Raw genomic sequence first — 23424 nt, 5'->3', positions numbered from 1 at the left:
CTATCTAAGCCGCCACGCCCAGCCCCAGCCGGTCGATCGCCAGCTTGCGGGCCGAGATGTAATCGGTCTTGCCCGAGCCGAGCACCGGGATTTCTTCCACCTTGATGATGTCGTTGGGCACCATCAGCTCGGCCGCGCCGGCTTTCTTGCCGAACTGGCGCAGTTCCTCGGCACTGGCGTCGTCGGCGGTGGTGACCAGCACGATGCGCTCGCCACGCCTCTTGTCGGGCACGGCAACCGCCGCGTGGCGCTCTTCCGGCCATAGCGACTGCACCAGCATCTCGACGGCGCCCAGCGACACCATCTCGCCGGCGATCTTGGCGAAGCGTTTGGCCCGCCCGCGTATGGTGATGAAGCCTTCGCGGTCGATCGAAACGATGTCGCCGGTGTCGTGCCAGCCTTCCAGCGGCTGCAATTCGCCGGGACGGTCGGCGGTCATGTAGCCCATCATCATGTTCGGCCCGTCGAGCCACAGCCGGCCGCCCTCGGCGATGCCTTCGACCGGCTCCAGCTTCATGCGGATGGCCGGCAGCGGCCGCCCGACCGTGCCGTCGCGGCCATGGATGGCGGTGTTCACGGCCACTACCGGAGCCGCCTCGGTCAGCCCGAAACCTTCGACGATCGAGGCCTGGAAACGGTCACGGTAGGTGCGCCGTGTTTCCGGCTTCACCGCTTCCGCGCCGGCCACGACGAAGCGCAGGCTGGAAAAGTCGCCGTCCTTGGCGGTGCGCGCGTAATTGGCGAGGAAGGTGTCGGTGCCGAACATCACGGTCGGCTTCACCTTGCGGGCGATCTCCGGGATGATCTTGTAGTGCAGCGGCGAGGGGTAGAGGAACAGCTTTATCCCCAGCACCAGCGGCAGGATGGTGCCGCCGGTCAACCCGAAGGAGTGGAACACCGGCAGCACGTTGAGCAGGATATCGGCCGGCGAGACGGAGACGCGCGCCTCGGCCTGCATGACATTGGCAAGCAGGTTGCGGTTCGACAGCACCACCGCCTTCGGCGTGCCTTCCGAGCCGGAGGTAAACAGGATCACCGCCGGTTTGCCCGCCTGCTGCCGCTGCAACGGCAAGCGCCATAGAAGTGCGGCCGCGATCTTGTCCAGCGTGGTCACGCTGGCGCGCACATCCTCCAGCCACAGCATCTTGGCGCCGCCCGCCTCGACCGCGGCGACGATGTCGGCGATGGCGGCCTTTTCGATGAAGGCGCGGGACGAGATCACGGTGCGGATGACGGCGGTGCGGATCGCCGCGGTTACGCTCGCCGGGCCGGCGGTGTAGTTGATCATCGCCGCGACGCGGCCCGCGGAGATCAGGCCGACGAAGGATAGCACCACGCCATTGGCGTTGGGCAACAGCACGCCGACCGCTTCGCCCGGCGCCGTCACCGCCTCGAAATGGCGGCCGAGCACGCGCGCGCCGATGAACAGCTTGCGGTAGCTGAGCGAGCCGGAAATCACATCCTCGATGATCGGATGCGAAGGGCCGACGCGATCGGCGGCGTCGCGCATGGCAAGGAAGAGGCCACGGTCGAGATTGGTGCCGTAGAGCCGCGCCTCGGCGAAACGGTCGAACAGCGCGTTGGTGTTGGAGGCCATGTCGGGATTGCGCGCCACCAATTCGGCGATGGTCATTGGCTCCAGCACGCTCATCGAAAGCCGCGGGAACCAGTGGCGCGGCGCTTTCTCCTTCGGCGTCAGCGACACCGGCAGGTCGCGCGTGCCGGCAACGAAGATCGGCACGATGCTCGCGTCGGCCTGCATGGCGATGCGGGTTATGGCGCGAAACAGCCGGAAGGATTTGACGTCCGGCTCGACATTGTCGGGCAGGTATACGGCAAGCCGCCCCTTGCCCTTCAGCACGCGCACCAGCCGCCGGCTGACGTAGACATGCTCGGCGTTGAAGGCGATCGTGCGCCCAAGCTCGCGCCACGGCTCCAGCCAGGGCGAGCGCGCCGAGGCCTCGTCCAGGATATGCAGCGTGTCGTCGGGAAGCAGCGACAGCATCAGCGCCGGTTCGATGCGCGACTGGTGCGAGACCACGTAGATCACCGGCGTCTTGGCGCTGCGGGCAATGCGGATGCGGTTGTCGGCGATGCGGTAGGCGAGCTTGAAAGGCACATAGAGCAGCGCCTGGGTGAAGCGCAGGTCGAGCCGGAACCTCTCGATCATCGCGATCAGCAGCCAGGCAAGAACAAGGCCCGCCAGCAGCGCCAGGGTCAGGATCATGCCGCTCTCTCCCAGTCTCCTCCAGGGCGCGGCTCTTGAACGGCCGCTTCGGGGGCAGAGGGTAACGGAAGTGGGGGGAAGGTCAATGTGGGAGAAGGGGAAGACGGCTCACGCCGCCTTCAGTCTCCCGCTGATGAACCGAAACTCCTGGCTCTTGCCGCCATAGCCATACGCCGCCGCCGGCACCTCATGCACGAAGGCATAGCTTTCCTCATGCACGCCGCCGAGCAGCCGGCCGAAAGTCTCGAATATCGCCTTCAGATAGGCTTCGAGCTCGAGCTTGGTGTTGGTGCCGTCGACGACCTTGATGTCGAGCCAGAACGTGCTGGTGCCGTGCTCGGCGAGCGACTTGCCGCCGGCGAACCAGTGCTGCGGATCGATGTAGTTGACGGCGACGGCTGTAATGGTCGGATCCTTGCGCAGCAGCGTCGCCGTGATTTCGGTCGCTTCCCTGGCGATCGCGGCGGACAGCTTGGCGTCGGGCTTGCCGGTGACGCTGATATTGATGATAGGCATTTTCTCTCCTTCGGGTTGGCGAACCATGTCACCGTCGTAGCATCAATAAAATCGAATTGTTTTTGATAATTGCTTCGATATTATCGAAGTATGGAGACGCTCGATCCGGATCTTTTGAAAACCTTCCTTGCCTTCGTCGATAGCGGCTCGCTCGCCAAGGCCGCGTCCACTGTCGGCCGCACGCCGTCGGCGGTAACCGCACAGATGCAGCGGCTGGAAGAGATCGTCGGCGAGCCGCTGCTCACCCCGCAGGGCAGGGGACGCGGGCTGAGCCCGGCCGGCGAGGACCTTGTCGGCCACGCCCGGCGCATCCTCGCCGTCCACACCGAGGCGTGGCTGGCGCTGAAAGGTGCGCGCGCCGGCGGCCGCATCGCCATCGGCACGACGCAGGATTTCGCCGATCAAGGCCTGCCGGACCTGTTGCGCGCCTTCGCTACCAGCCATCCACGTGTGCGGATCGAGCTGCGCGTCGGCCGCTCCCTGGAGCTCGGATCGGCGCTGCAGGCAGGCCAGTTGGACCTCGCGATCACCATGCGCCATGCCGCATCGCCAGATGAGGTGGCGCTGATCAGCGAACCGATGCTGTGGCTCTGCTCGGAAAAAGGACTGGCGGCGCAGCCCGAAGCGGTGCCGCTGGCGCTGCTCGATCCCTATTGCGGCTTCCGCGAGGCCGCGCTCAATGCGCTCGACTCGGCCGGCCGCCGCTACCGCATCGCCGCCGGCAGCGCCAGCCTTGCCGGCCTGCGCAGCGCGGTCAATGCCGGCATCGCGCTGACGCCGCGCACCCGGCGTTTCGCCCATTCGGGTATTGTGGAGGCCTCTGCCGATTTCGACCTGCCGCCGCTGCCGATGGCCGATTTCGCCATTCGGCTAGGCCGCGAGGCCCCCCGCCCGGCGCGGGATTTGGCACAGCTTCTGGGCAGCGGCCTGGCCTTGTCCTCCTGAACGGAATCGCGGCGCCATTTCCCGGGAACTGCCCAAAACAAATGAAGCCCCAAAGAAAAAGCCGACCTTTTTGCGGGTCGGCTTCTAGTCGGACGGGTCGAGGGGTTTGGGGGGACTTGGGGGGTGACCCGTCGAGCTAACAATGCCTGAGTCGGATGATGGTTCCGTGACCGCGAAAATATTTTACGAACGCGCCGATTTCGCCTTCATCCAGTCGCGTCCGGCATGCGCGAAAACCGCGCAAAGCACGATGGCGCCGCCGATGATGCTGGCCATCGGCGGGACTTCGCCGAGGAACAGCAGGGCAAACAGGATGGCGAACGGCACCTCGGCGGAACCCAGCAGCCCGGCTTCCGCCGACGGGATCAGCCGTGAGCCTTCCGTCCACAGGATCGAGGCAAGCGCGAAGGAGCAGCCGAAGGTGGCAAGCAGCGCCATGTCGCGGGCGGACACGGCCAGCGGATCGGTGACGAACCAGCCGAGCACGAAAAGCAGGAAGGCCGAGACAGCACCGGCCCAGACGACAGGCGAATCGCGAAAAGCGCGCACCATGATCATGTAGAGCGCGCTCCCGGCGGTCATCAAAAGCGCCAGCCCATCGCCGAACAGGTGCCCGTTGCCGAGGCCGGCGCCCACCATGATGGCGACGCCGCAAAGCGATACGGCGGCCGCAACCATCGTCTGCAGCCGGAATTTTTCCCGCACCAGAAGGAAGGCGAGCAGCGCTGCGATGAAAGGCGAGGTCGCATAGATGACGGCGACATTGGCGACATAAGTGAATTTGAAGGCCGAGATGAAGGCGATGCTGGCGGCAGCGCCCTCGACCGCAAGCAGCCAGCCGCGCCAGCCGAGTTTCAGGCTTTCGCGCCCGCCCGAGCGGCGCCGGCGCCACAGCACGTAGAGGCTGATCAGGATCGAGCCGAAGAAACCGCGCCAGCAGGTGATGGTCAGCGGATCGGCATGGATTGACTTGGTCAGCACGCCGGTGAGCGCGAAGGCGATCGCCGAGGCCGACACGAGGATGATGCCGAGCGTGCGCTCGGCGGCGGTGTCGGCGGCGGGCCTAAGCTTTTCGGGCAATTCGAGCGTATCCGTCATGGCGCCAGACTATTGGGTTGCTCCTGACAGCCTTCTGTCATCAGGCCTGCTCCCGTTTGCGGAAACGCTCGTTGCCGACGATAAGCAGGCCGGCGCCGACGATCAGCGCGGCGCCGATGAACACTTCCGTACGCGGCAGGTCACCCCAGATGGCGTAGCCCAGCGCGAAGGCCCAGACCAGCGAGGTGTATTCGAACGGCGCGATGATCGACACCGGCGCGCGCTTCATGCCTTCGAACAGCACGTATTGCGCCACGCCGCCGAGCGCCCCGACGCTGACAAGCAAAAGGAACTGCGTTCCGTCGGGCATGCGCCACCAGAGCAGCGCCGGCACGGCCGAGAAGAGCAGGAAATAGAAATTGTTGAGCACCAGCTGGATCGTCGTGCGCTCCTGCAGCGCAGTCTTGCGCAGCAGCACCACCGCGATGCCCCATAGAACAGCGGCGGCCAGCACCAGGAGCACCGGCACGGAGAGGCCGAGCCGCGTCGGATCGCAGGCGATGAACACGCCGATGAAACCGATGAACACCGCGAGCCAGCGCAAGAGCGGCACCGTCTCGCCCAGGATAAGCACGGACAGCACGGTGACGATGATCGGCGCGGCGTAGTAGATGGTGGTGAGCTCGGCGAGCTGCAGCGAACGCGCGGCGTTGTAATAGCAAAGCCAGGCGGCCAGCGTGAAGGCGCTGCGCACCAGCATCGGCTTGACGATCGGCGAGTCGATCGTATCGGCGAACAGCCGTTTGCCGCCGATTACGCCGCAGGCGACGAGCACGGTGATCGAGCGGACGAACATGATCTGCCAGACCGTCATGCCGACGACCAGGAGCTTGATCGAGGCGTCCTGCGCCGAAAACAGGAAATAAGCGGCGGCCGTGAACAGGATGCCGGCCAGCACCCTTTCGCGGCTTTCGAGGACGACGACATCGGCCATGCGGGTTTCAGCGTGTTTGCGTGAGGCGGTTCCGCCCCAGTCGGAGCCGCGCCCGCAGCTATACGGGCGAAAACAGGCGCTGCGCTGCTCCAGCGCGGCGCTTGCGTTGGCGCAGGTCCTTTGCCGCGGGCCGGTCGGGAGCTACTGCGTCGCCTGATAAAGCTCCGATGCCGCGTCCTTCAGCGCGCGCCTTCCGTCCGGCCGCAGATACATCATATGGCCGCCCTCGACGACGTCGAGCCGGATCGGCTTGGCGTCGGCCAGCGAGGGGACCTGGTTCACCAGATAGCGCGAGGCGAGATAGGGCGTGACGAGGTCGGTGTAGCCGTTGACGATGACGACGCTCAGCGCAGGGTTGAGTGAGCGGGCGCGCTGCAGGTCGTTCATCACGCCGGCATAACCTTGGCCCGACATGCCGTAATCCCAGTTGCGGCTGATCTCGCCATTGAGCAGCCTGTAGCTGACCTCAGTGCGGTAGTTGAGCTCGTCGCGGGCATAGGCGACGAAGGCGGAGGTCAGCACCGGAACGCTGCGGTCGAGAACCGGGTCGGGGGTCTCGTCGCGCGCGCTTTGCGGCACGATGTCGGCGGTGCCGATGGTGGCGTCATAGGGGCTGAGCACCTTGCCCGTGGCGCGCTGGAATTCCTTGGCGAAAAGCCCGGTGGGGATGCGGGCAAAATTGCGCTGGACGAGCTCGAGCGGCAGGCCGGTGATTTCTGAAACGCGTCCGCTGGCGAGCTTGCCGCCTTGCTCCAGCCCGCTGTTCAGCGCGGCCAGATAATCGCCGAGCGCGTAACGCTCGACCTCGGCCAGCCTGTCGCGCAACGCATCACCACTGACGCCGTCGCCCTTGAGCCGCGTCGCCGCCAGCGACGGCAGCTCCAGCGCCCAGTGCAACTGGTCGAACTGGTCGGGGCGCACGAGCATGAATTCCAGCGCCGGCGAGATCAGCACGACGCCGCTGGGGCTCAGGCCCACATCCTCCTGCAGCGTGCGGGCAAGCAGCGCGGCGCGAAAGCCGCCATAACTCTCGCCGGCGAGGAACAGCGGCGATCCGGTGCGGCCGTTTTGCGCCAGATAGAGGCGGATGAAGGCGCCGACCGAGCTGGCGTCGGCGTCGACGCTCCAGAATTCCTTGGGCTCATGCCCCGGCGCTTCGCGGCTGTAGCCGGTGCCGACGGGATCGACGAAGACGAGATCGCTCATGTCGAGCCAGCTGTCGGGGTTGTCGATCAGCTTTTGCGGCGGTCGCAGGAACTCGCCGTCGGCGGCGGTCGCGACGATGCGCGGCCCGATCGCGCCGAGATGCAGATAGGCCGACGCCGCGCCCGGCCCGCCATTGAAGACGAAGGTGATCGGCCGGTCCTTCGCCGGTACCGGCGATTGCTGCGTATAGGCGACATAGAAGATCTCGGCCGTGACCTCGCCCTTGCCGGACAAGAGCGACAGCGTGCCGGCCTTGGCCTGGTAATCCAGCTTGCGCCCACCAAGCGTGATCGAATGCTCGGTCACCTGCGGCTCCGGCAGGAGCGACAGCACGCCGCCTTGGGGGGCGGGGCGCTCGGGTGTCTCGGCGAACGCCGGCTGGACGAAGGCGGCGAGCGCCAGGAGGGCGAGGGGAGCGAGTTTCAAAGTGGGCCGCATGACATCTCCGCGGGAACGACTCCCGCCAAAGTATGGCCGGAGCGACCGAAGTCAAAGAGAATGACGGGTGGTCGGCGGTCCGGCGTCGCCAAATCGTATTCCGCGCCCCTTTCCGCCAGTGTCGGTTGGCGTTGACGGAGTTGTTCTCCGGCCACTCCACCGCTTGGCTTTGCTGGCATTCGCCATGTTGAACTTGCGGCGGCATGCGATAGGCTAGGCGCGAATGCTCTCGAATTTCTCCCTCGACCGGTTTGCACGCTGGAGCGGCGGTGTCGCCGCCGCGGCCGGCGCCGCGACGCCCGAGGAACTGTCGGCTTGCTTCACCGCGGCGGCTGGCGTGCTGCTCGATTCCGATCGCGTCTATGTCGGCTTCTATCGCCGCGACATCACGTCCGTGACGATCGACGATGCCGGGCCCGACCGCTGGAACCGCGACTATGATGCCCGGGTCTATCGGCTGGATCCCTTCTTCCAGCGCTTCGCCAGCACGCGGCAGGATTTCCTGCTGCCGCTATCTGCCCTCCGCGACGGCGATTTCCAGCTTTCGCCCTACTACCGCGAGTTCTACGGCCCCTCCGACAGCTTCGACGAGATAACCGGCGTGTTCAATCTCGACAGGCTGACGGCCGGCTATGTCACCTTTCTGCGGCGCAATGGGGAACCGCCCTTCGGCGAGCGGGATCTGGCGCTCGCCTGCGCCGCGGGCGGCGCGACCAGGCTCATCCTGGAAAAGTTGTTTCACCTGTGTCGCCTTCGCGACAAGGGCGGGGCAATCGAGGTCGCGCGATCGGGGCTGAGCCCACGCGAGCGCGAGATCGCGCGGCACCTGATCGAGGGCGGCAACGCCAAGACCATTGCGCGAAGCCTCTCCATCTCACCCGGCACGGCCCGCAACCACATCAAGCAGGTCTACCGCAAGCTCGGCGTGCACTCCCAGGTGGAGTTGCTGGCGGCAATTCGCGAAGCCGCGCGCGACTGATATTTCGCGCCGGCCCTACTGACCCGTCACCACGCGCGTCCACATGCGGTTTTGCGACCGCAGCAGCTTTGCGTCGCTGTTGTTGACCACGAACAGCTTGGCCTTCACGTCGTCGGGAGGAAAGACGCCCGGATCGCCGGCGATCGCCTTGTCCATCAGCGGCAGGGACTCCGGTATCGCGTTGGCATAGGAGACATAGCTGGAGTTGGCCGCGGCGATGTCGGGCCGCAGGTTGAAGTTGATCCAGGCCATGGCGTTGTCGGGATGCGGCGCATCCTTCGGCACCGCCATCGTGTCGTAGTTGATGAGCGTGCCTTCTTTCGGAATGGAATAGGCGATCTCCAGCTTCTTGGCGGATTCGGCGGCACGGGTCCTTGCCTGAAGGATGTCGCCCGACCAGCCCAGCACGACGCAGATGTCGCCGTTGGCCAGGTCGTTGATGTATTTCGACGAATGGAAATAGCGGATGTAGGGACGCACCTTGCCCATCAATTCCTCGACCTTGGCGAGGTCGTCGGGACTGGTCGATCTCGGGTCGATATGCAGATAGTTGAGCGCCATCGGGATGACTTCGGCCGGCGCGTCGATCATCGCCACCCCGCAATCCGAGAGCTTCTTGACCACGTCGACATCGAAGACCATGGCGAAGGAATTCGTCGGCGCGTCCGGCAGCCGCTGCTTGACCGCGGCGACGTTGTAGCCGATGCCGTCGGTGACGGCCATGTAGGGCACGGCATGCTTGTTTTGCGGGTCGGCGCCCCCGATCAGCGAAAGGGCTTGCGGATCGATCTTTGCGTGGTTTGCGAGTTTCGACCCGTCGAGCTCCAGGAAAGCCCCGGCCTTCACCTGGTTCTTCAGGAACGGATAGGCCGAAGGATAGACCACGTCATATCCCGAGCCGCCGGTGAGCAGCTTTGTCTCCAGCACCTCGTTGCCGTCATAGACATCGTAGCGGACCTTGATGCCCGTCTCCTTCTCGAATTTCTCGGCCGTGTCCGGCGCGATATAGTCCGACCAGTTGTAGACGTTGACGACTTTTTCCTCATCCGCCGCGGCCGTGCCGGCGATGCCGCAGGCAAGCCCGGCGACCAGGATTGACGGGATCAGGGCGCGCATGGTTGTCCTCCTTCTTGCTTCAGGCTGGCGCTGACGGATTGCGCAGCCTTCGTTCTGCTTTCGCCCCCCGGTTCGGCCGGCGGGCTTGGTCCCTCAACGTCGTTGCGGCGCATAGACCGGCAAGGTGATGCAGGCGACATTGCCGCCGCCCAGCAGGATCTCGCGCGAGTTCTCGATGCCGACGATTTTGTGGTCGGGGAACAGCTCGGCCAGCTTCGCCTTCGCCTTCACGTCGAGATCGGAGCCGAACTCCGGCACGACCACGACACTGTTGCCCGGATAGTAGTTGATGTAGCTCGCAGCGATCCGGTTGCCGGCCGGGCGCGCCCAGGTCGAATCGAGCCGATCGACGCTTTCGCTCTCTTCCGGCGTCATCTCGATCGGCAAGGGATGCGGCAGGCGATGCACCTCGAGCGCGCGGCCACGCGCGTCGCGGGCCGAGCGCAGCACCTCCTCGGCCTCGCGCACGATCTCGTATTGCGGGTCATCGCGATCGTCGGTCCAACTCAGCACGACCACGCCCGGCCGCACGAAGCAGCAGACATCGTCGACATGGCCGTCCGTCTCGTCGAAGGCGAAGCCGCGCGGCAGCCAGATGATGGTGTCGACGCCGAGATAGTCGCCCAGTTGCCGTTCCACCTCGGCCTTGCCGAGATGGGCGTTGCGATTTCGATTGAGCAGGCACTGCTCCGTCGTGATGAGCGTGCCCTGGCCGTCGCACTGCAGGCCTCCGCCCTCGGCGATCAGCGGCGCGCGATAGCGATCCATCCGCTCGATTTCGAGCACTTTTCGCGCCGCCAGGTCGTCCAGGTCCCAGGGCGCGTAGAGCCCGCCGTCGAACCCGCCATAGGCGTTGAAGGTCCAGTCGACGCCGCGCACGGAGCCTTGATCGTTGATGACGAAATTCGGGCCGCTGTCGCGCAGCCAGGAATCGTTGGTGGACATCTCGACCACCCGCACATGGTCAGGCAACCGGGCCCTGGCGTTCTGCCACTGTCGGCCGGATGCCGCCACCGTCACCGGTTCGCTTTGCGCGATCGCCGCGGCGACATTGGCAAACAGCGTCTGCGCCGGCTTGGCGCCAAGGCGCCATGTGTCGGGCCGTTCGGGCCAGATCAGCCAGCAGCCCGATTTGGGCTCGAACTCGCCGGGCGCGCGAAATCCGTCCTGTTTCGGCTTCGTCGACAGGGTTCGTGGCATTGCGGGATCACCCGAAAATGGAAGATGACATTTGCCCGGATCAGACGTTTTCGCCGCATCGTCCGTCAATGTCCCATTTGGGATAGAGGCGCGCCGCCGGCGAAAGTCGTCCCGGCAGTTTTGCTTCCGGAAATTGCGCCGAAACAAAGAGATGGGCCGGTTGACCGTCCTTGAAGCCACGAAGCGCTCCGAGCCTGAACGGCGGCAGGGATAAATGCGATTGCCTTCCTGCCCGATCGAGGCAAATCTCGGCCAGGCGGCGGATGCCGAAGCACGAAGCAGTGGACGAAAAGGACAGGCAATGGACGCGACCGCACTCAAGGCCATGCAGGCGCCGCTGAAGGAAGCCTATCGCGAGGACGCCGCGCGCGCACTGATCACGCTAAGGGCGAGAGGCTCGCTCGACGACCAGTCGATCGCCTGCAAGGTGGAAACGGGCAGGGCGCTTGCCGTGGCTGGCCTTCATCCGGCCACCGGCGGCTCGGGCCTCGAACTGTGCTCGGGCGACATGCTGCTGGAGGCGCTGGTCGCTTGCGCCGGCGTGACGTTGAAAGCGGTGGCGACGGCGTTGGAGTTCAAGCTCGGCAACGCCACGGTCGAGGCCGAGGGCGACCTCGATTTTCGCGGCACGCTCGGCGTTGCCCGCGACGCGCCGGTCGGCTTCCGCGAGATAAGGTTGAAATTCGACCTCGACACCGATGAGCCGCGGGAGCGCATCGATTCGCTCATGAAGCTCACCGAGCGCTATTGCGTGGTGTTCCAGACAATCAACAACAAGCCGGCGTTGAGCGTGAGCGCGGGGCGTTGAAACTGCTGATCTCCCCCCTTGTGGGGGAGATGCCCGGCAGGGCAGAGGGTGTGAGGGCGCGCCGACGCCCCTCCGGTCGTCATCCTCGGGCTTGACCCGAGGATCCATGCCGTGACCTTCGACGTGAAGTGCCGCGGTGCAGAATTCTGTAACCGCTGCAACGCTTTAGCCTCACGGCATGGATCCTAGGGTCTGCGCCGCGTCGCTTCGCTCCTTGCTTCGCCCTAGGATGACGAAGCAGAAGTCGCGCCCTTCAACGAAAGAGGAGAGATCAGCCCCCCGCTACTGCGCCGAGGGCGTCTCCGCGTCCCCTTCATCCGTGAACGGCGAGGCGCTCGGCACGCATTGCACGGCCCAGCCCTGCGGCGTCGGCTGCTTCTGATATTCGGTGACGGCGTTGGTGCATTGTTCGCGGGTGTCGAAGGTGCTGGGCAGCACCACCATGCCGCCTTGCGGGCCGGCGATCACCAGATACCAGACCAACGCTACGCTGGGAGTAGCAGCCATGGGAATTCCTCGCTTTGCTGAAATGTCGGAGTCGGATTGATCCTAGCAACTCCCTCGGCACGGCGAAAGCAGGGCGGCGGCACACGCTTTCGCCGCCCCGTTCACAGACCCGTGAATGGGTCGGTCGGGCTTCGGGCTCACTCGACCGCGAAACAGTAGAACAGGCCGTCGCCGCCGGTGCCTTTGAGCGCCTCCTGGCTGCAGCCGCCGCGCGAGGCATGCGAGGAATTCCACGACTTCGCCGCCGCCGAATCGTCGAGCCCGGTGCGGTCGTGATGGCCCATCATGGCAGCGCCCTCGGTGCCGCTCATCGTCCAGTCGCCGCAGGTCTGGTCGGCGATCCTGGTGCCGTCGGGCTTGGAGCCGGTCAGCATGTCGTGACGGTTCGGCGTGTCGCCGCGGCCGTTGATCACCTCGCCCTTTTCGGTCAGCGCCGTCTGCTTTGTGATGCTGTTGGCGTCGCTGTGCAGCGAGGCGATATCGTCGGCGATCTTCTCGCCCTTGGCGTTGAACCACGGACCCTTGCCGATGCGGTCGCGCGCGTCTTCCGTGCTGGAGGAAAGATAGGCGTGCCAGGTCTTGCCGGTCACGCCGGCCGCTTCCGCGAGGGAGGCGCAATGGGCATCGGCACCTTTCAGTCCGCCGAGATCGGCGCCCTTGCCGGAGCCGACACTGGTGACGAAGAAGCTCATGGTCTTGTCTTGCGAGAGGGCTACGCCGGCTGTGGCCGCAAGCGCCGCGGCAATGACCGTGGCGGCAAGCAGAGTGGGTCTACGCATGTCGGTCCTCCGGTTTTCGAATGTCCACATTCGAAGAACGTTGCCGGAGGCCTATTTCATCCGCGTTGCGGTCAGGTTTGTCCGAACCTATTCGGGCTGGCGGTAGGCGACGAAGCGGTTGTGCTTGGCCTGGAAGATCAGGCCCGTCTCTTTCAGCTCCGGGCTTGCCAGAGGCACGATGCGCCTGGCGATCTCGGACGGATGCGGCAGCGTCTCCGGATCCTCGCCGGGCATAGCCTGCGCGCGCATTGCCGTTCGGGTCGCGCCCGGATCGGCGGCGTTCACCCGCAGCGGCAGGGTCTCGGTCTCATGCGCCCAGGAGCGCATCATCGTTTCGACCGCGGCCTTGGAAGCGGCATAGGGCGCCCAGAAGGCGCGCGCCGAATGGGCCGCGTTGGACGACAGGATAATGGCGCGGCCGGCGTCTGAGAGCCTCAGCAGCGGATCGACCGAGCGGATCAGCCGCCAGGTCGAGGTGACGTTGATGGTCATCACCTTCTCGAATGTCTTGGCCTCGACATGGCCGATCGGCGAGATCACGCCGAGGACGCCGGCATTGGCAACCAGGATATCGAGTTTGCCCCAGCGCTCGTGGATGGCACCGCCGAGACGGTCGATTCCGGCCATGTCGGAAAGATCGAGCGGCACCAGCGTCGCCTGGCCCCGGCCGTCCGCCTTGATCTGGTCGTCGAGCTCTTCCAGTCCGCCCACGGTGCGGGCGACCGCGATCACATGCGCGCCGGCCGCCGCCAGTTCCTTGGCGATGAAATAGCCGATGCCGCGCGAGGCGCCGGTTACGACCGCCACGCGGCCGGAAAGGTCGAGGGTCATTCAGGAGTTTCCGTGAGCTGGAGCAATTCCAGGAAAAGTGTGTAACGGTTTTCCGTCCGGAATTGCGTCAAAAACAAACACTGCAATTCCAGGAAAAGTGTCCAGCGGTTTTCCGTCCGGAATTGCGTCAAAACAAATACTGCGATTACGCCCCGCCGCTCGCCAGCAGCGACAGCGTGCGCACATTGTCATGGCCTTCGAAGTCGAGCAGGCGGGTGGGGTACTGTCCCGTGAAGCATGCGTCGCAGAATTGCGGCTGGTCGTTGTCGCGGCGTGCCTCGCCGACGGCGCGGTAGAGCCCGTCGATAGACAGGAAGCCGAGTGAATCGACGCGGATGAACTCCGCCATCTCCTCGACCGACATGCGCGAGGCAAGCAGTTTCGACTTTTCCGGCGTGTCGACGCCGTAGAAGCAGGACGCGCTGGTTGGCGGCGAGGCGATGCGCATATGCACTTCCCTGGCGCCGGCCTCGCGCACCATCTGCACGATCTTCTGGCTGGTGGTGCCGCGCACGATCGAATCGTCGACCAGCACCACGCGCTTGCCCTCGATCATACGGCGGTTGGCATTGTGCTTCAGCTTCACGCCCATGTGGCGGATGGAATCGCCCGGCTGGATGAAGGTGCGCCCGACATAGTGGTTGCGGATAATGCCGAGCTCGAAGGGAATGCCGGCGGCCTGGCTGAATCCGATCGCGGCCGGCGTGCCGGAATCCGGCACCGGCACGACGATGTCGGCCTCGACCGGGCTTTCCTGCGCGAGTTCGGCGCCGATGCGCTTCCTCACATCATAGACGTTGCGGCCTTCGACCGAAGAATCTGGCCGCGCGAAATAGACATATTCGAAGATGCAGAAGCGCGTCTTCTGCGGCTCGAACGGGAACAGGCTCTCGATACCCTTCGAGGTGACCACCACCATCTCGCCGGGCTTGACGTCGCGCACGAAGCGGGCGCCGATGATGTCGAGCGCGCAGGTCTCGGAAGCGAGGATCCAGGCGCCGTCGAGATCGCCAAGTACCAGCGGGCGGATGCCGAGCGGATCGCGGCAGCCGATCATCTTCTTGGCCGTCATCGCCACCAGCGAGAAGGCGCCCTCGACCTGCCGGATCGCATCGATGAAACGCGAATTCAGGTCGCGCTCCTTGCTGGTCGCGACCAGGTGCAGCAGCGTCTCGGTGTCGGAGGTCGAGGAGAAGATCGAGCCTTGCTTCTGCAATGCGCGCTGCACGGTGAGCGCGTTGGTCAGGTTGCCATTGTGAGCCACGGCAAGACCGCCTTCGGCGAGCTCGGCGAAGAAAGGCTGGATGTTGCGGACGCCGGCGCCGCCGGTGGTGGCGTAGCGCGTGTGGCCGATGGCGCGGTTGCCTTGCAGGCTGTCGATGACGCGCTGTTTGGTGAAGGTATCGCCGATCAGGCCGACATGGCGCTCGACATGGAACTGGGTGCCGTCATACGAGACGATGCCGGCCGCTTCCTGGCCGCGATGCTGCAAGGCGTGCAGGCCGAGCGTGACGATGGCTGCCGCGTCCTGCCGGCCAAAAATGCCGAACACGCCGCATTCATCGTGGAAATGGTCATCGGCCTCAGCGGAAAGGACATTGCCTGCATCTGCCGTTGAGTCTGCCATCTGGTGCTCAAGCTCCGCTAAAGCTGCCATATAGGGCGATCTCTTGCGGAACGCAACGCGCACCGTCAGGCATTCACAAATAGGGACAAGCCGCGTGGGCTTGCCCGCAATCAGTTTGCCGGCGCTGGAGCGGGAGCCGGGGCAGGCGCCGGAGCCGGCTCGTTGTCGGCCGGGGCATCGCTCTCGCTGTCGTCGGGCGCCGGCGCGTTGTCGTCGCCTGCCGGCGGCTCGGCCGCGGGCTGGTCGGTGGTCGCGGGCGCGCCGGCCTGCGGCGTGCCCTTATGCGTGTATTTGTTGACCAGTTCCTCGGTGTTTTCCGGCAGCACGCTTTCGAGCTTGGCGCCGATCGTCTCCAGCAATGGCCGCGACTTGGCGTTGGCGACCCAGGCGGGCGCCTTGGCACCGGCCAGCCAGTTGAAGAACATGAGCGCCACCGCGACCACCAGGATGCCGCGCGCCGCGCCGTAGAGGAAGCCGAGCGTGCGGTCGAGCGCGCCGATGCGCGAATCGATGATCCAGTCGGCAAGCTTCATGGTGATGACGGAGACGACGATCAGCGCGATGAGGAAGACGACGCCCGCCGAAGCCGCCATCGCGATCTTGTCATTCTCGACATAGGGCTGAACATAGGGCAGGACCGGCTTGTAGAAGAAGAATGCCGCCGCCGCCGCTGCCGCCCAGGAAACCACCGAGAGCACTTCGCGGGAGAAGCCGCGCACCATGGCGAGCATCGCAGAGACCAGGGTGAAGCCAACGAGGATTCCGTCAAGCAGCGTAATCGGCATGGTTCTCGCCCCACTTCCTGTCTTACGGCCCGAGGAGCCGCGTCACTCCGCGTCATCGGCACGGCCGCGCCGTGAGCCGGCTATGCGCGCCACAAGGTCGGCAAGCTCGGTGGGCTGGAAAGCGCCGGCCCCGATCCCCCCGGCCCCATTACCACCGACAAGTTCCTCGCTGCCGAGTGGCAGCACCGCGCTTCCAAAGCCCAGCTTTTCGGCTTCCTTGAGGCGCTGCTGCGCGTGCGCGACCGGCCTCACGGCGCCCGATAGGCTGATTTCGCCGAAATAGACGCAATCGGCGGGAAGGGCAAGACCGGTGAGCGACGAAACCAGCGCGGCGGCGACCGCGAGATCGGCCGCCGGCTCCGAGATCCGGTAGCCGCCGGCGACATTGAGATAGACGTCGTGCTGGCCGAAACGGACGCCGCAATGCGCCTCGAGCACGGCGAGCACCATTGACAGCCGCGCGCCGTCCCAGCCGACGACGGCGCGGCGCGGCGTGCCGAGCGAGGAGGGCGCGACCAGCGCCTGGATCTCGACCAGCACCGGCCTTGTGCCTTCCATGCCCGCGAAAACCGCCGCTCCCGGCGACTTCGCGTGGCGTTCGCCGAGAAACAGCTCGGATGGATTGGACACCTCGCGCAGGCCCTTGTCCGACATTTCGAACACGCCGATCTCGTCGGTCGGGCCAAAGCGGTTCTTCACCGTGCGCAGGATGCGGAAGTGGTGGTTGCCTTCGCCTTCGAAGTAGAGCACGCCGTCGACCATGTGCTCGACGACGCGAGGGCCCGCGATCTGGCCTTCCTTGGTGACATGCCCGACGAGCACGATCGCGGCGCCTGTGGATTTCGCGTAGCGGATCATGGCTTGAGCGGCCGCGCGCACCTGGGTGACGGTGCCCGGCGCCGAATCGGCAAGGTCGGTCCACAGCGTCTGGATGGAATCGAGGATGACGAGGTCTGGCCGCTTGCCGTCGGCGATGGTGGCCAGGATGTCCTCGACATTGGTTTCGGCGGCGAGCTCGACCGGCGTCGAGGCGACGCCGAGGCGCTGTGCCCTGAGCCTGATCTGCGCCACCGCTTCCTCACCCGAGACATAGACGATGCGATGGCCCTTCGAGGCGAGCGCGGCGGCTGCCTGCGTCAGCAGCGTCGACTTGCCGATGCCGGGATCGCCGCCGACCAGCAGGGCCGAGCCGCGCACGAAGCCACCTCCGGTGGCGCGGTCGAGCTCGCCGATACCGGAAACGATGCGCGGCGCGTCCTCGATGTCGCCCGACAGGCTGGTCAGCACCACGGCGCGGCCCTTGCGCGCGTTGCGCGTGTTCGCCGGCCCCGAGCCGATGCCGCCGGACGTGCCTTCCTCGACCAGCGTGTTCCACTCGCCGCAGGCATCGCATTTGCCGGCCCAGCGCTGATGCACCGAGCCGCAATTCTGGCAGATGAACTGAACACGCGATTTGGCCACGCTGTTACCTTTTTGGCTCTGGGCGGACGCCGCGATCCTTCGCGCCCCCCTCTGTCCTGCCGGACATCTCCCCCTCTAGGGGGGAGATCGGCAGTTTCGCCGACGGCGCCCATCCTGCAACGTTGGTGATTGGCGAAAGCAGACGCGACATCCAATCTCCCCCCTCGAGGGGGAGATGTCCGGCAGGACAGAGAGGGGGGCGACGGAGTGAGACGTTGGCCAAAACGCTACTCAAACCTCTCCGGCAGATGATGCTCTTCAGCCAGATCGGAGAAGCGCGTGAACTCGCCGTGGAAGGCGAGGCTGACGGTGCCGGTCGGTCCGTGGCGCTGCTTGGCCACGATGCACTCGGCCTTGCCGCGCGCCTCGTTCATCTCGTTTTCCCACTTGACGTATTCTTCGGTGCCGAGCTTCGGCTCGCGGTTCTTGAGGTAATATTCCTCGCGATAGACGAACAGCACCACGTCGGCGTCCTGCTCGATGGAGCCTGATTCACGCAGGTCCGAGAGCTGCGGGCGCTTGTCGTCGCGGCTTTCGACCTGACGCGACAGCTGTGACAGCGCGATGATCGGCACGCCGAGTTCCTTCGCCAAAGCCTTCAAGCCCGTGGTGATCTCGGTGATTTCCTGCACGCGGTTCTGCGAGGCCTTGGCGCTCGATCCCTGCATCAGCTGGATATAGTCGATGACAATGAGGTCAAGGCCACGCTGGCGCTTCAGACGCCGCGCCCGAGCCGACAACTGCGCGATCGAGATGCCGCCGGTCTGGTCAATGAACAGCGGGATCTTCTGCATGGTCTGCGAGCAGGCGACGAGCTTTTCGAAATCCATTTCTGTGATTTCGCCGCGGCGGATCTTTGATGACGAGATCTCGGTCTGCTCGGAAATGATACGGGTGGCGAGCTGCTCCGACGACATTTCCAGCGAGAAGAAACCGACGACGCCCCCATTGGCGGCCTTGAAGCTGCCATCGGCCTGCTGCGCCGGGACATAGGCCTCGGCGATGTTGAAGGCGATGTTGGTGGCCAGGGACGTCTTGCCCATGCCCGGGCGCCCGGCGAGCACGATCAGATCGGAGGGCTGGAGGCCGCCCATGCGGCGGTCGAGATCGCGCAGGCCGGTCGAGATGCCGGACAGATGGCCGTCGCGCATATAAGCGGCATTGGCCATGTCGACGGCGGTCTTGACCGCATCGTTGAAGCTTTCGAAGCCGCCGTCATAACGGCCGGTTTCGGCGAGCTCGAACAGCCGCCGCTCGGCGTCCTCGATCTGGTCGGAGGGCGACATGTCGACCGGCGCGTCATAGGCGATGTTGACCATGTCCTCGCCGACGGTGATCAGCGCACGGCGCGTGGCGAGATCGTAGATGGCGCGGCCATAGTCGGTCGCATTGACGACGGTGACGGCTTCGACGGCAAGGCGCACGACATATTGCGCCACAGTCATGTCGCCGACCTTCTCGTCGGCCGGCAGGAAGGTCTTGAGTGTGATCGGCGTTGCGATCTTGCCCATGCGGATGAGCTCGGCCGCAATCTCGAAGATGCGGCGGTGCAGCGGCTCGTAGAAATGCGCCGGCTTGAGGAAATCCGAGACACGGTAGAAGGCGTCGTTGTTGACGAGGATTGCGCCGAGCAACGCCTGCTCGGCTTCGATGTTGTTCGGTGCCTCGCGATAAAGCGGCGTTTCCGCCGCGCCGAATTTCAGTGCCGCCTCTGCCATGATATCCCCGATTTCGATCCCGCCTTATCGATATCAGAACGGGAAGATTCGGTGCTGACCTTTCTGCATCACTATGCGGCCAACCGACCGTGATTCACGTTGTTCACAGGAACGGCAAACCGTCCACAGGACAGTATTCCGGTGGCCCGATTCCGGTTGACTCGGCAAGGGACTATTCTTAGTTGCAGGATCGGAACGAAGCAAGAACAATTTGTTCGGTAAGATGGTATGGAAGGTGCTCCTACCGGGCGGCCGGCGGTTCCGTTCGCCTAGCCGTCGCTAACCTTTGCGATTGGCCGAAACGTTTGTTTCGTCGTCATTCTATGGCGGAGCAAGGAGCGAAGCGACGCGGCGCAGACCATAGAATCCATGCCGTTACCTATAAGCGATGCAGCGGCGCAGAAGAGACCTCCCTTCTGCACCGCCTTCATTCTTCGCGCCACGTCGCGGCATGGATCCTCGGGTCTGCGCGCCGCTGCGCGTCGCTGCGCCCGTGGATGACGAAGTTCGGGCGCTTCGGCCAATCTCCAAAGTTGCGATTCCGCCAACGCATCGACGCCGCTACCTTCTGGGCGTGTACGGCTCAGCCGAGCGTGTCGCCCCAGTTCGCCCGCCGCGCTGCCTTGAACACCTCGCCGTCGCGCTTGCTGAACAGGCGCTCGCCGGCGCTGCCGTCCGGTTGGCAGAGTTTCAGCACCACCTTGCCCGAGCCGCCTTTCGGCGGCGCGATCACCCGTGCCGGGCGGGCCGGCGCCGGCTGCCGGGAGGCGGCCAGGTAGATGAACTTCTCGTCCTCCCACGGCACCTCGGCTTCCTTGACCAGGCGATGCAGGCGCGAACGGGCGACGCGGCGCGCGAAATGGCACCAGTCGGGCGGCGCGAGCGGGCAGGGCGCCGCATGCGGGCAGGGCGCCAGGACATGCGCGCCCGCCGCGATCAGTTGCTGGCGCGCGGCAAGGATGCGCTGCCAGCCGGCGGGCGTGCCAGGCTCGACGATGAGAAGCGTGTCGGCCGTAAGCCCCCAGAGGCGGGCGATGAGTTTTGGCAGCGAGGCAGGCGCGATTTCGTCCAGCACGTAGGCGGCGCTGACGAGGTCGGCGGGCATGATGCCGTCGAGATCTATCGTCGCGTCGCCGGCGATCCAGTCGGCGCGGGCCGCGATCGCGCCTTCCACGAGCGACTGGCCGACCTTGCGCACGGCGGCGCTTGCCTCGACCAGCACCGCCCGTTCCAGTTCAGGCCAGACGTCAGTCGTGGCCCAAAGCATGGTGCCAGGTCCGGCGCCGACGTCGAGCAAGGTCTTCGGCTGGAAATCCGGTCGCGCATCGGTCAGCGTCTGGAGGCTGGCCCGCACGGCGGCATAGGTGGCGGGCAGCCGCGTCGCCAGATAGGCCTTGACCGCCATGTCCTCGCCCATATGCAGGCGGCCGTCGCGCAGCTCGGCGCGGTAGCGCTCGGAGAGCGTCTTCGCGGCCTGTTTCAGCGCCGGCAACGGCACCTTCTCCACGAGGCTGTCGACGCCTTGCCGGAGCCGGGCGGGCAGTTCCATCTCAGGCTCCCCTGGAATTAGAGAGATAGAGCAGGATGTCGTCCGAAAACCGCTTCACACTTTTCGGCATCATGCTCTCGGCGCAAGCAGGATGACCGAGGCGCCGACGATGCAGAGCGCCGCACCCGCCAGGTCCCAGCGGTCGGGGCGCACGCCTTCGACCAGCCACAGCCAGCCGAGCGAGGCGGCAATGTAGATGCCGCCATAGGCGGCATAGGCGCGGCCCGCAGCATCCGTGTCGACCAGCGACAGCAGGAAGGCAAACAGCGCCAGCGAGGCGAGACCTGGGAGAAGCCAGAGCGGCGATTTCTCCAGCCGCCACCACGCCCAGAACGAAAAGCAGCCGGCGATCTCGGCCAGCGCTGCTGCGATGTAGATGAGGTAGGTCATGAAAAAGGTCTCGCGAACGAGACCTTTTCGTGGCGTCACGCCGTAATGGCAAGCGGCAATCGATGCCGCGTCTATTCAACCTTCTTGCGGCGGGTCGGCTTGGCGGGAGCTGGCGCGGCCGGCTCCTTGTGCCCGATGTCGCGCAGCTCCAGCGCCTTCTCGCATTTGGCCATGTAGTCGCGCGTCATCGGCAGCGTGTCGTTCTTCTTGGCGATCTGGAACTGGAAGATCACCAGGTCCTGCCAGCGGAAGGCGGCTTCCGAGGCGGCGAGATAGAACTCCCACATGCGGCAGAAGCGCTCGTCATAGATGGCTTTCGCCTTGTCGCGGTTGGCGGCGAAGCGTGCGCCCCAGTGCTTCAGCGTATCGGCATAATGCAGCCGCAGGATCTCGATGTCGGTGACGACAAGGCCCGACTTCTCGATCGCCGGCATCACTTCGGAAAGGGCCGGGATGTAGCCGCCCGGGAAAATGTATTTGCGTACGAAGGCGCTGGTCGCCCACGGCACGCCGGAACGGCCGATCGTGTGGAGCAGCATCACGCCGTCCGGCTTAAGCAGCGTCGCGGCCTTGTCGAAGAAGGTGCGGTAGTGGTTGACGCCGACATGCTCGAACATGCCGACCGAGACGATGCGGTCGAAGCGCTCGTTGATGTGCCGATAGTCCTTGAGCTCGAAATGCACGCGGTCCTGCAGCCCCTGCGCATGCGCGCGGTCGGTGGCGACACCATGCTGCTCGGTCGAAAGCGTCACGCCCTGCACGTCGACGTCGAAGGCCTTGGCGAGATAAAGGCCGAGCCCGCCCCAGCCGGAGCCGATGTCGAGCACCGTCTGGCCGGCCTTCAGCCTGAGCTTCGCGGCGATGTGGCGCTTCTTGGCCAGCTGCGCTTCGTCCAGCGTCATGTCGGGTTGCTCGAAATAGGCGCAGGAATACTGCATGTCCTCGTCGAGGAAGAGCTTGTAGAGCTCGCCCGACAGGTCGTAGTGGCGCTGCACATTGCGGCGCGAACGGGCGGCGGTGTTGATCTGCTGCAGCCGGCGGAAGGCATGTCGCAGATTCTCGATCGCCTTCGACCAGGACACGTCGATGCCGCTCGAGCCCATGTTCTGGAACGCGATGCGCATCAGCCCGAGAACGCCACCCTCGAGCACATCCAGCTCGCCGTCCATATAGGCTTCGGGCACCGCCAGCATCGGGTCGAAGCTGATGGCGCGCTCGGCATGCATGGTCTTGATGTGGATGTGCACCGGTTCGCCGCTGCCGTCGCCGAACTTGTGCGTCGTGCCCTTCGGCCCGGTCACCTTCAGGTCGCCGGCCCGCACCAGGCGCTCGAGAACGTGTTTCAACAGGATATTCATGACCAAATGTCCCCTCAGTCGGATCACCCGGTAATCGGACTGGAATGCCAGAACGAAAGTGCCACAGCGCGTCGCCCGCGTCCAATCGACGCGCCACGCTGTAATGTGCACAAGATATAGGGTGTCGAAAAGTTCCTTTTGGCACAAAAAAGCCCGGGTCGGAGACCCGGGCGTTGGTCCAGAAATCCTGGACGTCTGCTAAGCGAAGCGATGCTTCGGAGGATGTGCCGGTCAGGCCCAGCGGTCAGGCGTTCTCTTCGCCGCCTTCGAACTCAGCGTTCGGGTCGAAGAAATTCTCCGGCCGGGCGTTGTCGTTGATGTCGTCGCCATAGATGGCTTCGGCGGTGGTCAGCGTCTCGCCCTTGGCCTGGCGCTCCGCCTCGTCGGCCGAACGGGCGACGTTGAGCGTTACGGTGACCTCGACTTCCGGATGCAGCGCGATCGCCACGTTGGAGAGGCCGATGGTCTTGATCGGCTGGTTGAGCTCGATCTGGTTGCGGTTGACGGTGAAGCCTTCGGCGATGAGCAGATCGGCGATGTCGCGGGTCGACACCGAGCCGTAGAGCTGGCCGGTCTCGCCGGCCGAGCGCACCACGATGAAGCTCTTGCCGTCGAGCTTCTCGGCGACCTGCGTGGCTTCCGACTTGCGCTCCAGGTTGCGGGCTTCGAGCTGGGCGCGCTGGCCCTCGAACTTCTTCTTGTTGGCTTCGTTGGCGCGCAGCGCCTTGCCCTGCGGCAGCAGGAAATTGCGGGCGAACCCGTCCTTGACCTTCACGGTCTCGCCCATCTGGCCGAGGCGGGAAATGCGCTCGAGGAGAATGACTTCCATGGTTTCGTTCCTTCGTCTGTGCGCTGACCTTTCGATCGGCGCTGAATGAATTGGAACAGGTCAGGAAGCTCGGTGCGGCGTCGCCGCTCTTGTCGCTGTCCTGCCTGTCTGGGCAGTTAGAGG

The 23424-nt window shown here is 65.2% G+C and carries 21 protein-coding genes; 3 read left to right on the top strand and 18 right to left on the bottom strand.

The annotated features are described in order from the left end of the window. Window positions 1-4: 4 nt before the first annotated feature. Window positions 5-2227 carry an AMP-binding protein gene (locus AC0YKC_RS19620; RefSeq protein ID WP_488512212.1) on the bottom strand — a complete coding sequence of 741 codons (2223 nt, stop codon included), beginning with the start codon at window positions 2225-2227 and terminating at the stop codon, window positions 5-7. A 108-nt stretch (window positions 2228-2335) separates the two neighbouring features. Beyond that, window positions 2336-2743 (bottom strand): tautomerase family protein, encoded by a 408-nt coding sequence (locus tag AC0YKC_RS19615; RefSeq protein WP_320296377.1) that lies wholly within the window; start codon window positions 2741-2743, stop codon window positions 2336-2338. Window positions 2744-2833: 90 nt separating this feature from the next. Here AC0YKC_RS19615 and AC0YKC_RS19610 point away from each other — a divergent pair, with 90 nt between their 5' ends. Continuing rightward, window positions 2834-3688 carry a LysR substrate-binding domain-containing protein gene (locus AC0YKC_RS19610; RefSeq protein ID WP_488512211.1) on the top strand — a complete coding sequence of 285 codons (855 nt, stop codon included), beginning with the start codon at window positions 2834-2836 and terminating at the stop codon, window positions 3686-3688. A gap of 183 nt (window positions 3689-3871) precedes the next feature. On the opposite strand, the gene AC0YKC_RS19605 is transcribed toward AC0YKC_RS19610, so the two are convergent. The 3 genes from AC0YKC_RS19605 to AC0YKC_RS19595 all read right to left on the bottom strand — a co-directional run bounded on the left by AC0YKC_RS19605 (window position 3872) and on the right by AC0YKC_RS19595 (window position 7364). Further along, complete coding sequence (locus AC0YKC_RS19605; protein WP_488512210.1) at window positions 3872-4786, bottom strand: DMT family transporter; 915 nt, start codon at window positions 4784-4786, stop codon at window positions 3872-3874. A gap of 40 nt (window positions 4787-4826) precedes the next feature. Beyond that, complete coding sequence (locus AC0YKC_RS19600; protein ID WP_488512209.1) at window positions 4827-5720, bottom strand: DMT family transporter; 894 nt, start codon at window positions 5718-5720, stop codon at window positions 4827-4829. A 141-nt stretch (window positions 5721-5861) separates the two neighbouring features. After that, window positions 5862-7364, bottom strand: coding sequence for a S10 family peptidase (locus AC0YKC_RS19595; protein ID WP_488512208.1), 1503 nt, complete (start codon window positions 7362-7364; stop codon window positions 5862-5864). 223 nt (window positions 7365-7587) lie between these two features. Between AC0YKC_RS19595 and AC0YKC_RS19590 the strand changes: the two genes are divergently transcribed. After that, window positions 7588-8343: a helix-turn-helix transcriptional regulator gene (locus AC0YKC_RS19590; RefSeq protein ID WP_320296372.1), complete on the top strand. Its 756-nt coding sequence runs from the start codon at window positions 7588-7590 to the stop codon at window positions 8341-8343. 15 nt (window positions 8344-8358) lie between these two features. Here the strand turns inward: AC0YKC_RS19590 and AC0YKC_RS19585 are convergent, their stop codons facing one another. Both AC0YKC_RS19585 and aguA read right to left on the bottom strand, forming a co-directional pair. Further along, window positions 8359-9459: a polyamine ABC transporter substrate-binding protein gene (locus tag AC0YKC_RS19585; RefSeq protein ID WP_320296371.1), complete on the bottom strand. Its 1101-nt coding sequence runs from the start codon at window positions 9457-9459 to the stop codon at window positions 8359-8361. A gap of 93 nt (window positions 9460-9552) precedes the next feature. Then, a complete protein-coding gene (gene aguA / locus AC0YKC_RS19580; protein WP_488512207.1) occupies window positions 9553-10659 on the bottom strand; it encodes an agmatine deiminase in 1107 nt (368 codons plus the stop codon). A 301-nt stretch (window positions 10660-10960) separates the two neighbouring features. Between aguA and AC0YKC_RS19575 the strand changes: the two genes are divergently transcribed. After that, window positions 10961-11467: an OsmC family protein gene (locus AC0YKC_RS19575; protein WP_488512206.1), complete on the top strand. Its 507-nt coding sequence runs from the start codon at window positions 10961-10963 to the stop codon at window positions 11465-11467. Window positions 11468-11749: 282 nt separating this feature from the next. Here AC0YKC_RS19575 and AC0YKC_RS19570 read toward each other — a convergent pair whose 3' ends face one another. From AC0YKC_RS19570 to rplI, 11 genes are all read right to left on the bottom strand, one after another. After that, window positions 11750-11974 carry a hypothetical protein gene (locus AC0YKC_RS19570; protein WP_027165524.1) on the bottom strand — a complete coding sequence of 75 codons (225 nt, stop codon included), beginning with the start codon at window positions 11972-11974 and terminating at the stop codon, window positions 11750-11752. 137 nt (window positions 11975-12111) lie between these two features. Then, on the bottom strand, window positions 12112-12753 hold the full coding sequence (locus AC0YKC_RS19565) for a hypothetical protein (protein WP_488512204.1): 642 nt from the start codon (window positions 12751-12753) through the stop codon (window positions 12112-12114). Between the two features lie 87 nt (window positions 12754-12840). Next, window positions 12841-13584, bottom strand: a complete 744-nt coding sequence (locus AC0YKC_RS19560; RefSeq protein ID WP_488512203.1) for an SDR family NAD(P)-dependent oxidoreductase — start codon at window positions 13582-13584, stop codon at window positions 12841-12843. Between the two features lie 145 nt (window positions 13585-13729). Next, window positions 13730-15211 (bottom strand): amidophosphoribosyltransferase, encoded by a 1482-nt coding sequence (gene purF, locus AC0YKC_RS19555; RefSeq protein ID WP_488512202.1) that lies wholly within the window; start codon window positions 15209-15211, stop codon window positions 13730-13732. 110 nt (window positions 15212-15321) lie between these two features. Next, entirely contained in the window at window positions 15322-15996 is a 675-nt protein-coding gene (locus AC0YKC_RS19550) for a CvpA family protein (protein ID WP_320296365.1), read from the bottom strand. A gap of 42 nt (window positions 15997-16038) precedes the next feature. Further along, window positions 16039-17457: a DNA repair protein RadA gene (gene radA / locus AC0YKC_RS19545; protein WP_320296364.1), complete on the bottom strand. Its 1419-nt coding sequence runs from the start codon at window positions 17455-17457 to the stop codon at window positions 16039-16041. Window positions 17458-17684: 227 nt separating this feature from the next. Beyond that, on the bottom strand, window positions 17685-19175 hold the full coding sequence (locus tag AC0YKC_RS19540) for a replicative DNA helicase (RefSeq protein ID WP_320296363.1): 1491 nt from the start codon (window positions 19173-19175) through the stop codon (window positions 17685-17687). A gap of 583 nt (window positions 19176-19758) precedes the next feature. Then, window positions 19759-20724: a small ribosomal subunit Rsm22 family protein gene (locus AC0YKC_RS19535; RefSeq protein ID WP_488512201.1), complete on the bottom strand. Its 966-nt coding sequence runs from the start codon at window positions 20722-20724 to the stop codon at window positions 19759-19761. 69 nt (window positions 20725-20793) lie between these two features. Then, window positions 20794-21114 (bottom strand): YnfA family protein, encoded by a 321-nt coding sequence (locus AC0YKC_RS19530; protein ID WP_434721908.1) that lies wholly within the window; start codon window positions 21112-21114, stop codon window positions 20794-20796. A gap of 71 nt (window positions 21115-21185) precedes the next feature. Further along, window positions 21186-22472 carry a cyclopropane fatty acid synthase gene (locus AC0YKC_RS19525; protein WP_488512200.1) on the bottom strand — a complete coding sequence of 429 codons (1287 nt, stop codon included), beginning with the start codon at window positions 22470-22472 and terminating at the stop codon, window positions 21186-21188. 244 nt (window positions 22473-22716) lie between these two features. Further along, window positions 22717-23301: a 50S ribosomal protein L9 gene (gene rplI, locus AC0YKC_RS19520; protein ID WP_217576822.1), complete on the bottom strand. Its 585-nt coding sequence runs from the start codon at window positions 23299-23301 to the stop codon at window positions 22717-22719. Between the last annotated feature and the right edge of the window lie 123 nt (window positions 23302-23424).

Source organism: Mesorhizobium sp. CNPSo 4661 (assembly GCF_057784215.1).
The sequence above is the reverse complement of the archived record's forward strand: the minus strand, read 5'-3'. Positions and strand labels throughout refer to the sequence as shown.

What these genes read in the sequence shown, in the direction of transcription:
- AC0YKC_RS19615 (WP_320296377.1), bottom strand. Translation starts at nt 2,743, where the DNA reads ATGCCTATCATCAATATCAGCGTCACCGGCAAGCCCGACGCCAAGCTG.
- AC0YKC_RS19610 (WP_488512211.1), top strand. Translation starts at nt 2,834, where the DNA reads ATGGAGACGCTCGATCCGGATCTTTTGAAAACCTTCCTTGCCTTCGTC.
- AC0YKC_RS19585 (WP_320296371.1), bottom strand. Translation starts at nt 9,459, where the DNA reads ATGCGCGCCCTGATCCCGTCAATCCTGGTCGCCGGGCTTGCCTGCGGC.
- AC0YKC_RS19540 (WP_320296363.1), bottom strand. Translation starts at nt 19,175, where the DNA reads ATGGCAGAGGCGGCACTGAAATTCGGCGCGGCGGAAACGCCGCTTTAT.
- AC0YKC_RS19550 (WP_320296365.1), bottom strand. Translation starts at nt 15,996, where the DNA reads ATGCCGATTACGCTGCTTGACGGAATCCTCGTTGGCTTCACCCTGGTC.
- purF (WP_488512202.1), bottom strand. Translation starts at nt 15,211, where the DNA reads ATGGCAGACTCAACGGCAGATGCAGGCAATGTCCTTTCCGCTGAGGCC.
- AC0YKC_RS19605 (WP_488512210.1), bottom strand. Translation starts at nt 4,786, where the DNA reads ATGACGGATACGCTCGAATTGCCCGAAAAGCTTAGGCCCGCCGCCGAC.
- AC0YKC_RS19535 (WP_488512201.1), bottom strand. Translation starts at nt 20,724, where the DNA reads ATGGAACTGCCCGCCCGGCTCCGGCAAGGCGTCGACAGCCTCGTGGAG.
- aguA (WP_488512207.1), bottom strand. Translation starts at nt 10,659, where the DNA reads ATGCCACGAACCCTGTCGACGAAGCCGAAACAGGACGGATTTCGCGCG.
- AC0YKC_RS19530 (WP_434721908.1), bottom strand. Translation starts at nt 21,114, where the DNA reads ATGACCTACCTCATCTACATCGCAGCAGCGCTGGCCGAGATCGCCGGC.
- AC0YKC_RS19570 (WP_027165524.1), bottom strand. Translation starts at nt 11,974, where the DNA reads ATGGCTGCTACTCCCAGCGTAGCGTTGGTCTGGTATCTGGTGATCGCC.
- AC0YKC_RS19600 (WP_488512209.1), bottom strand. Translation starts at nt 5,720, where the DNA reads ATGGCCGATGTCGTCGTCCTCGAAAGCCGCGAAAGGGTGCTGGCCGGC.
- AC0YKC_RS19525 (WP_488512200.1), bottom strand. Translation starts at nt 22,472, where the DNA reads ATGAATATCCTGTTGAAACACGTTCTCGAGCGCCTGGTGCGGGCCGGC.
- AC0YKC_RS19560 (WP_488512203.1), bottom strand. Translation starts at nt 13,584, where the DNA reads ATGACCCTCGACCTTTCCGGCCGCGTGGCGGTCGTAACCGGCGCCTCG.
- AC0YKC_RS19565 (WP_488512204.1), bottom strand. Translation starts at nt 12,753, where the DNA reads ATGCGTAGACCCACTCTGCTTGCCGCCACGGTCATTGCCGCGGCGCTT.
- AC0YKC_RS19620 (WP_488512212.1), bottom strand. Translation starts at nt 2,227, where the DNA reads ATGATCCTGACCCTGGCGCTGCTGGCGGGCCTTGTTCTTGCCTGGCTG.
- AC0YKC_RS19595 (WP_488512208.1), bottom strand. Translation starts at nt 7,364, where the DNA reads ATGCGGCCCACTTTGAAACTCGCTCCCCTCGCCCTCCTGGCGCTCGCC.
- AC0YKC_RS19590 (WP_320296372.1), top strand. Translation starts at nt 7,588, where the DNA reads ATGCTCTCGAATTTCTCCCTCGACCGGTTTGCACGCTGGAGCGGCGGT.
- AC0YKC_RS19575 (WP_488512206.1), top strand. Translation starts at nt 10,961, where the DNA reads ATGGACGCGACCGCACTCAAGGCCATGCAGGCGCCGCTGAAGGAAGCC.
- rplI (WP_217576822.1), bottom strand. Translation starts at nt 23,301, where the DNA reads ATGGAAGTCATTCTCCTCGAGCGCATTTCCCGCCTCGGCCAGATGGGC.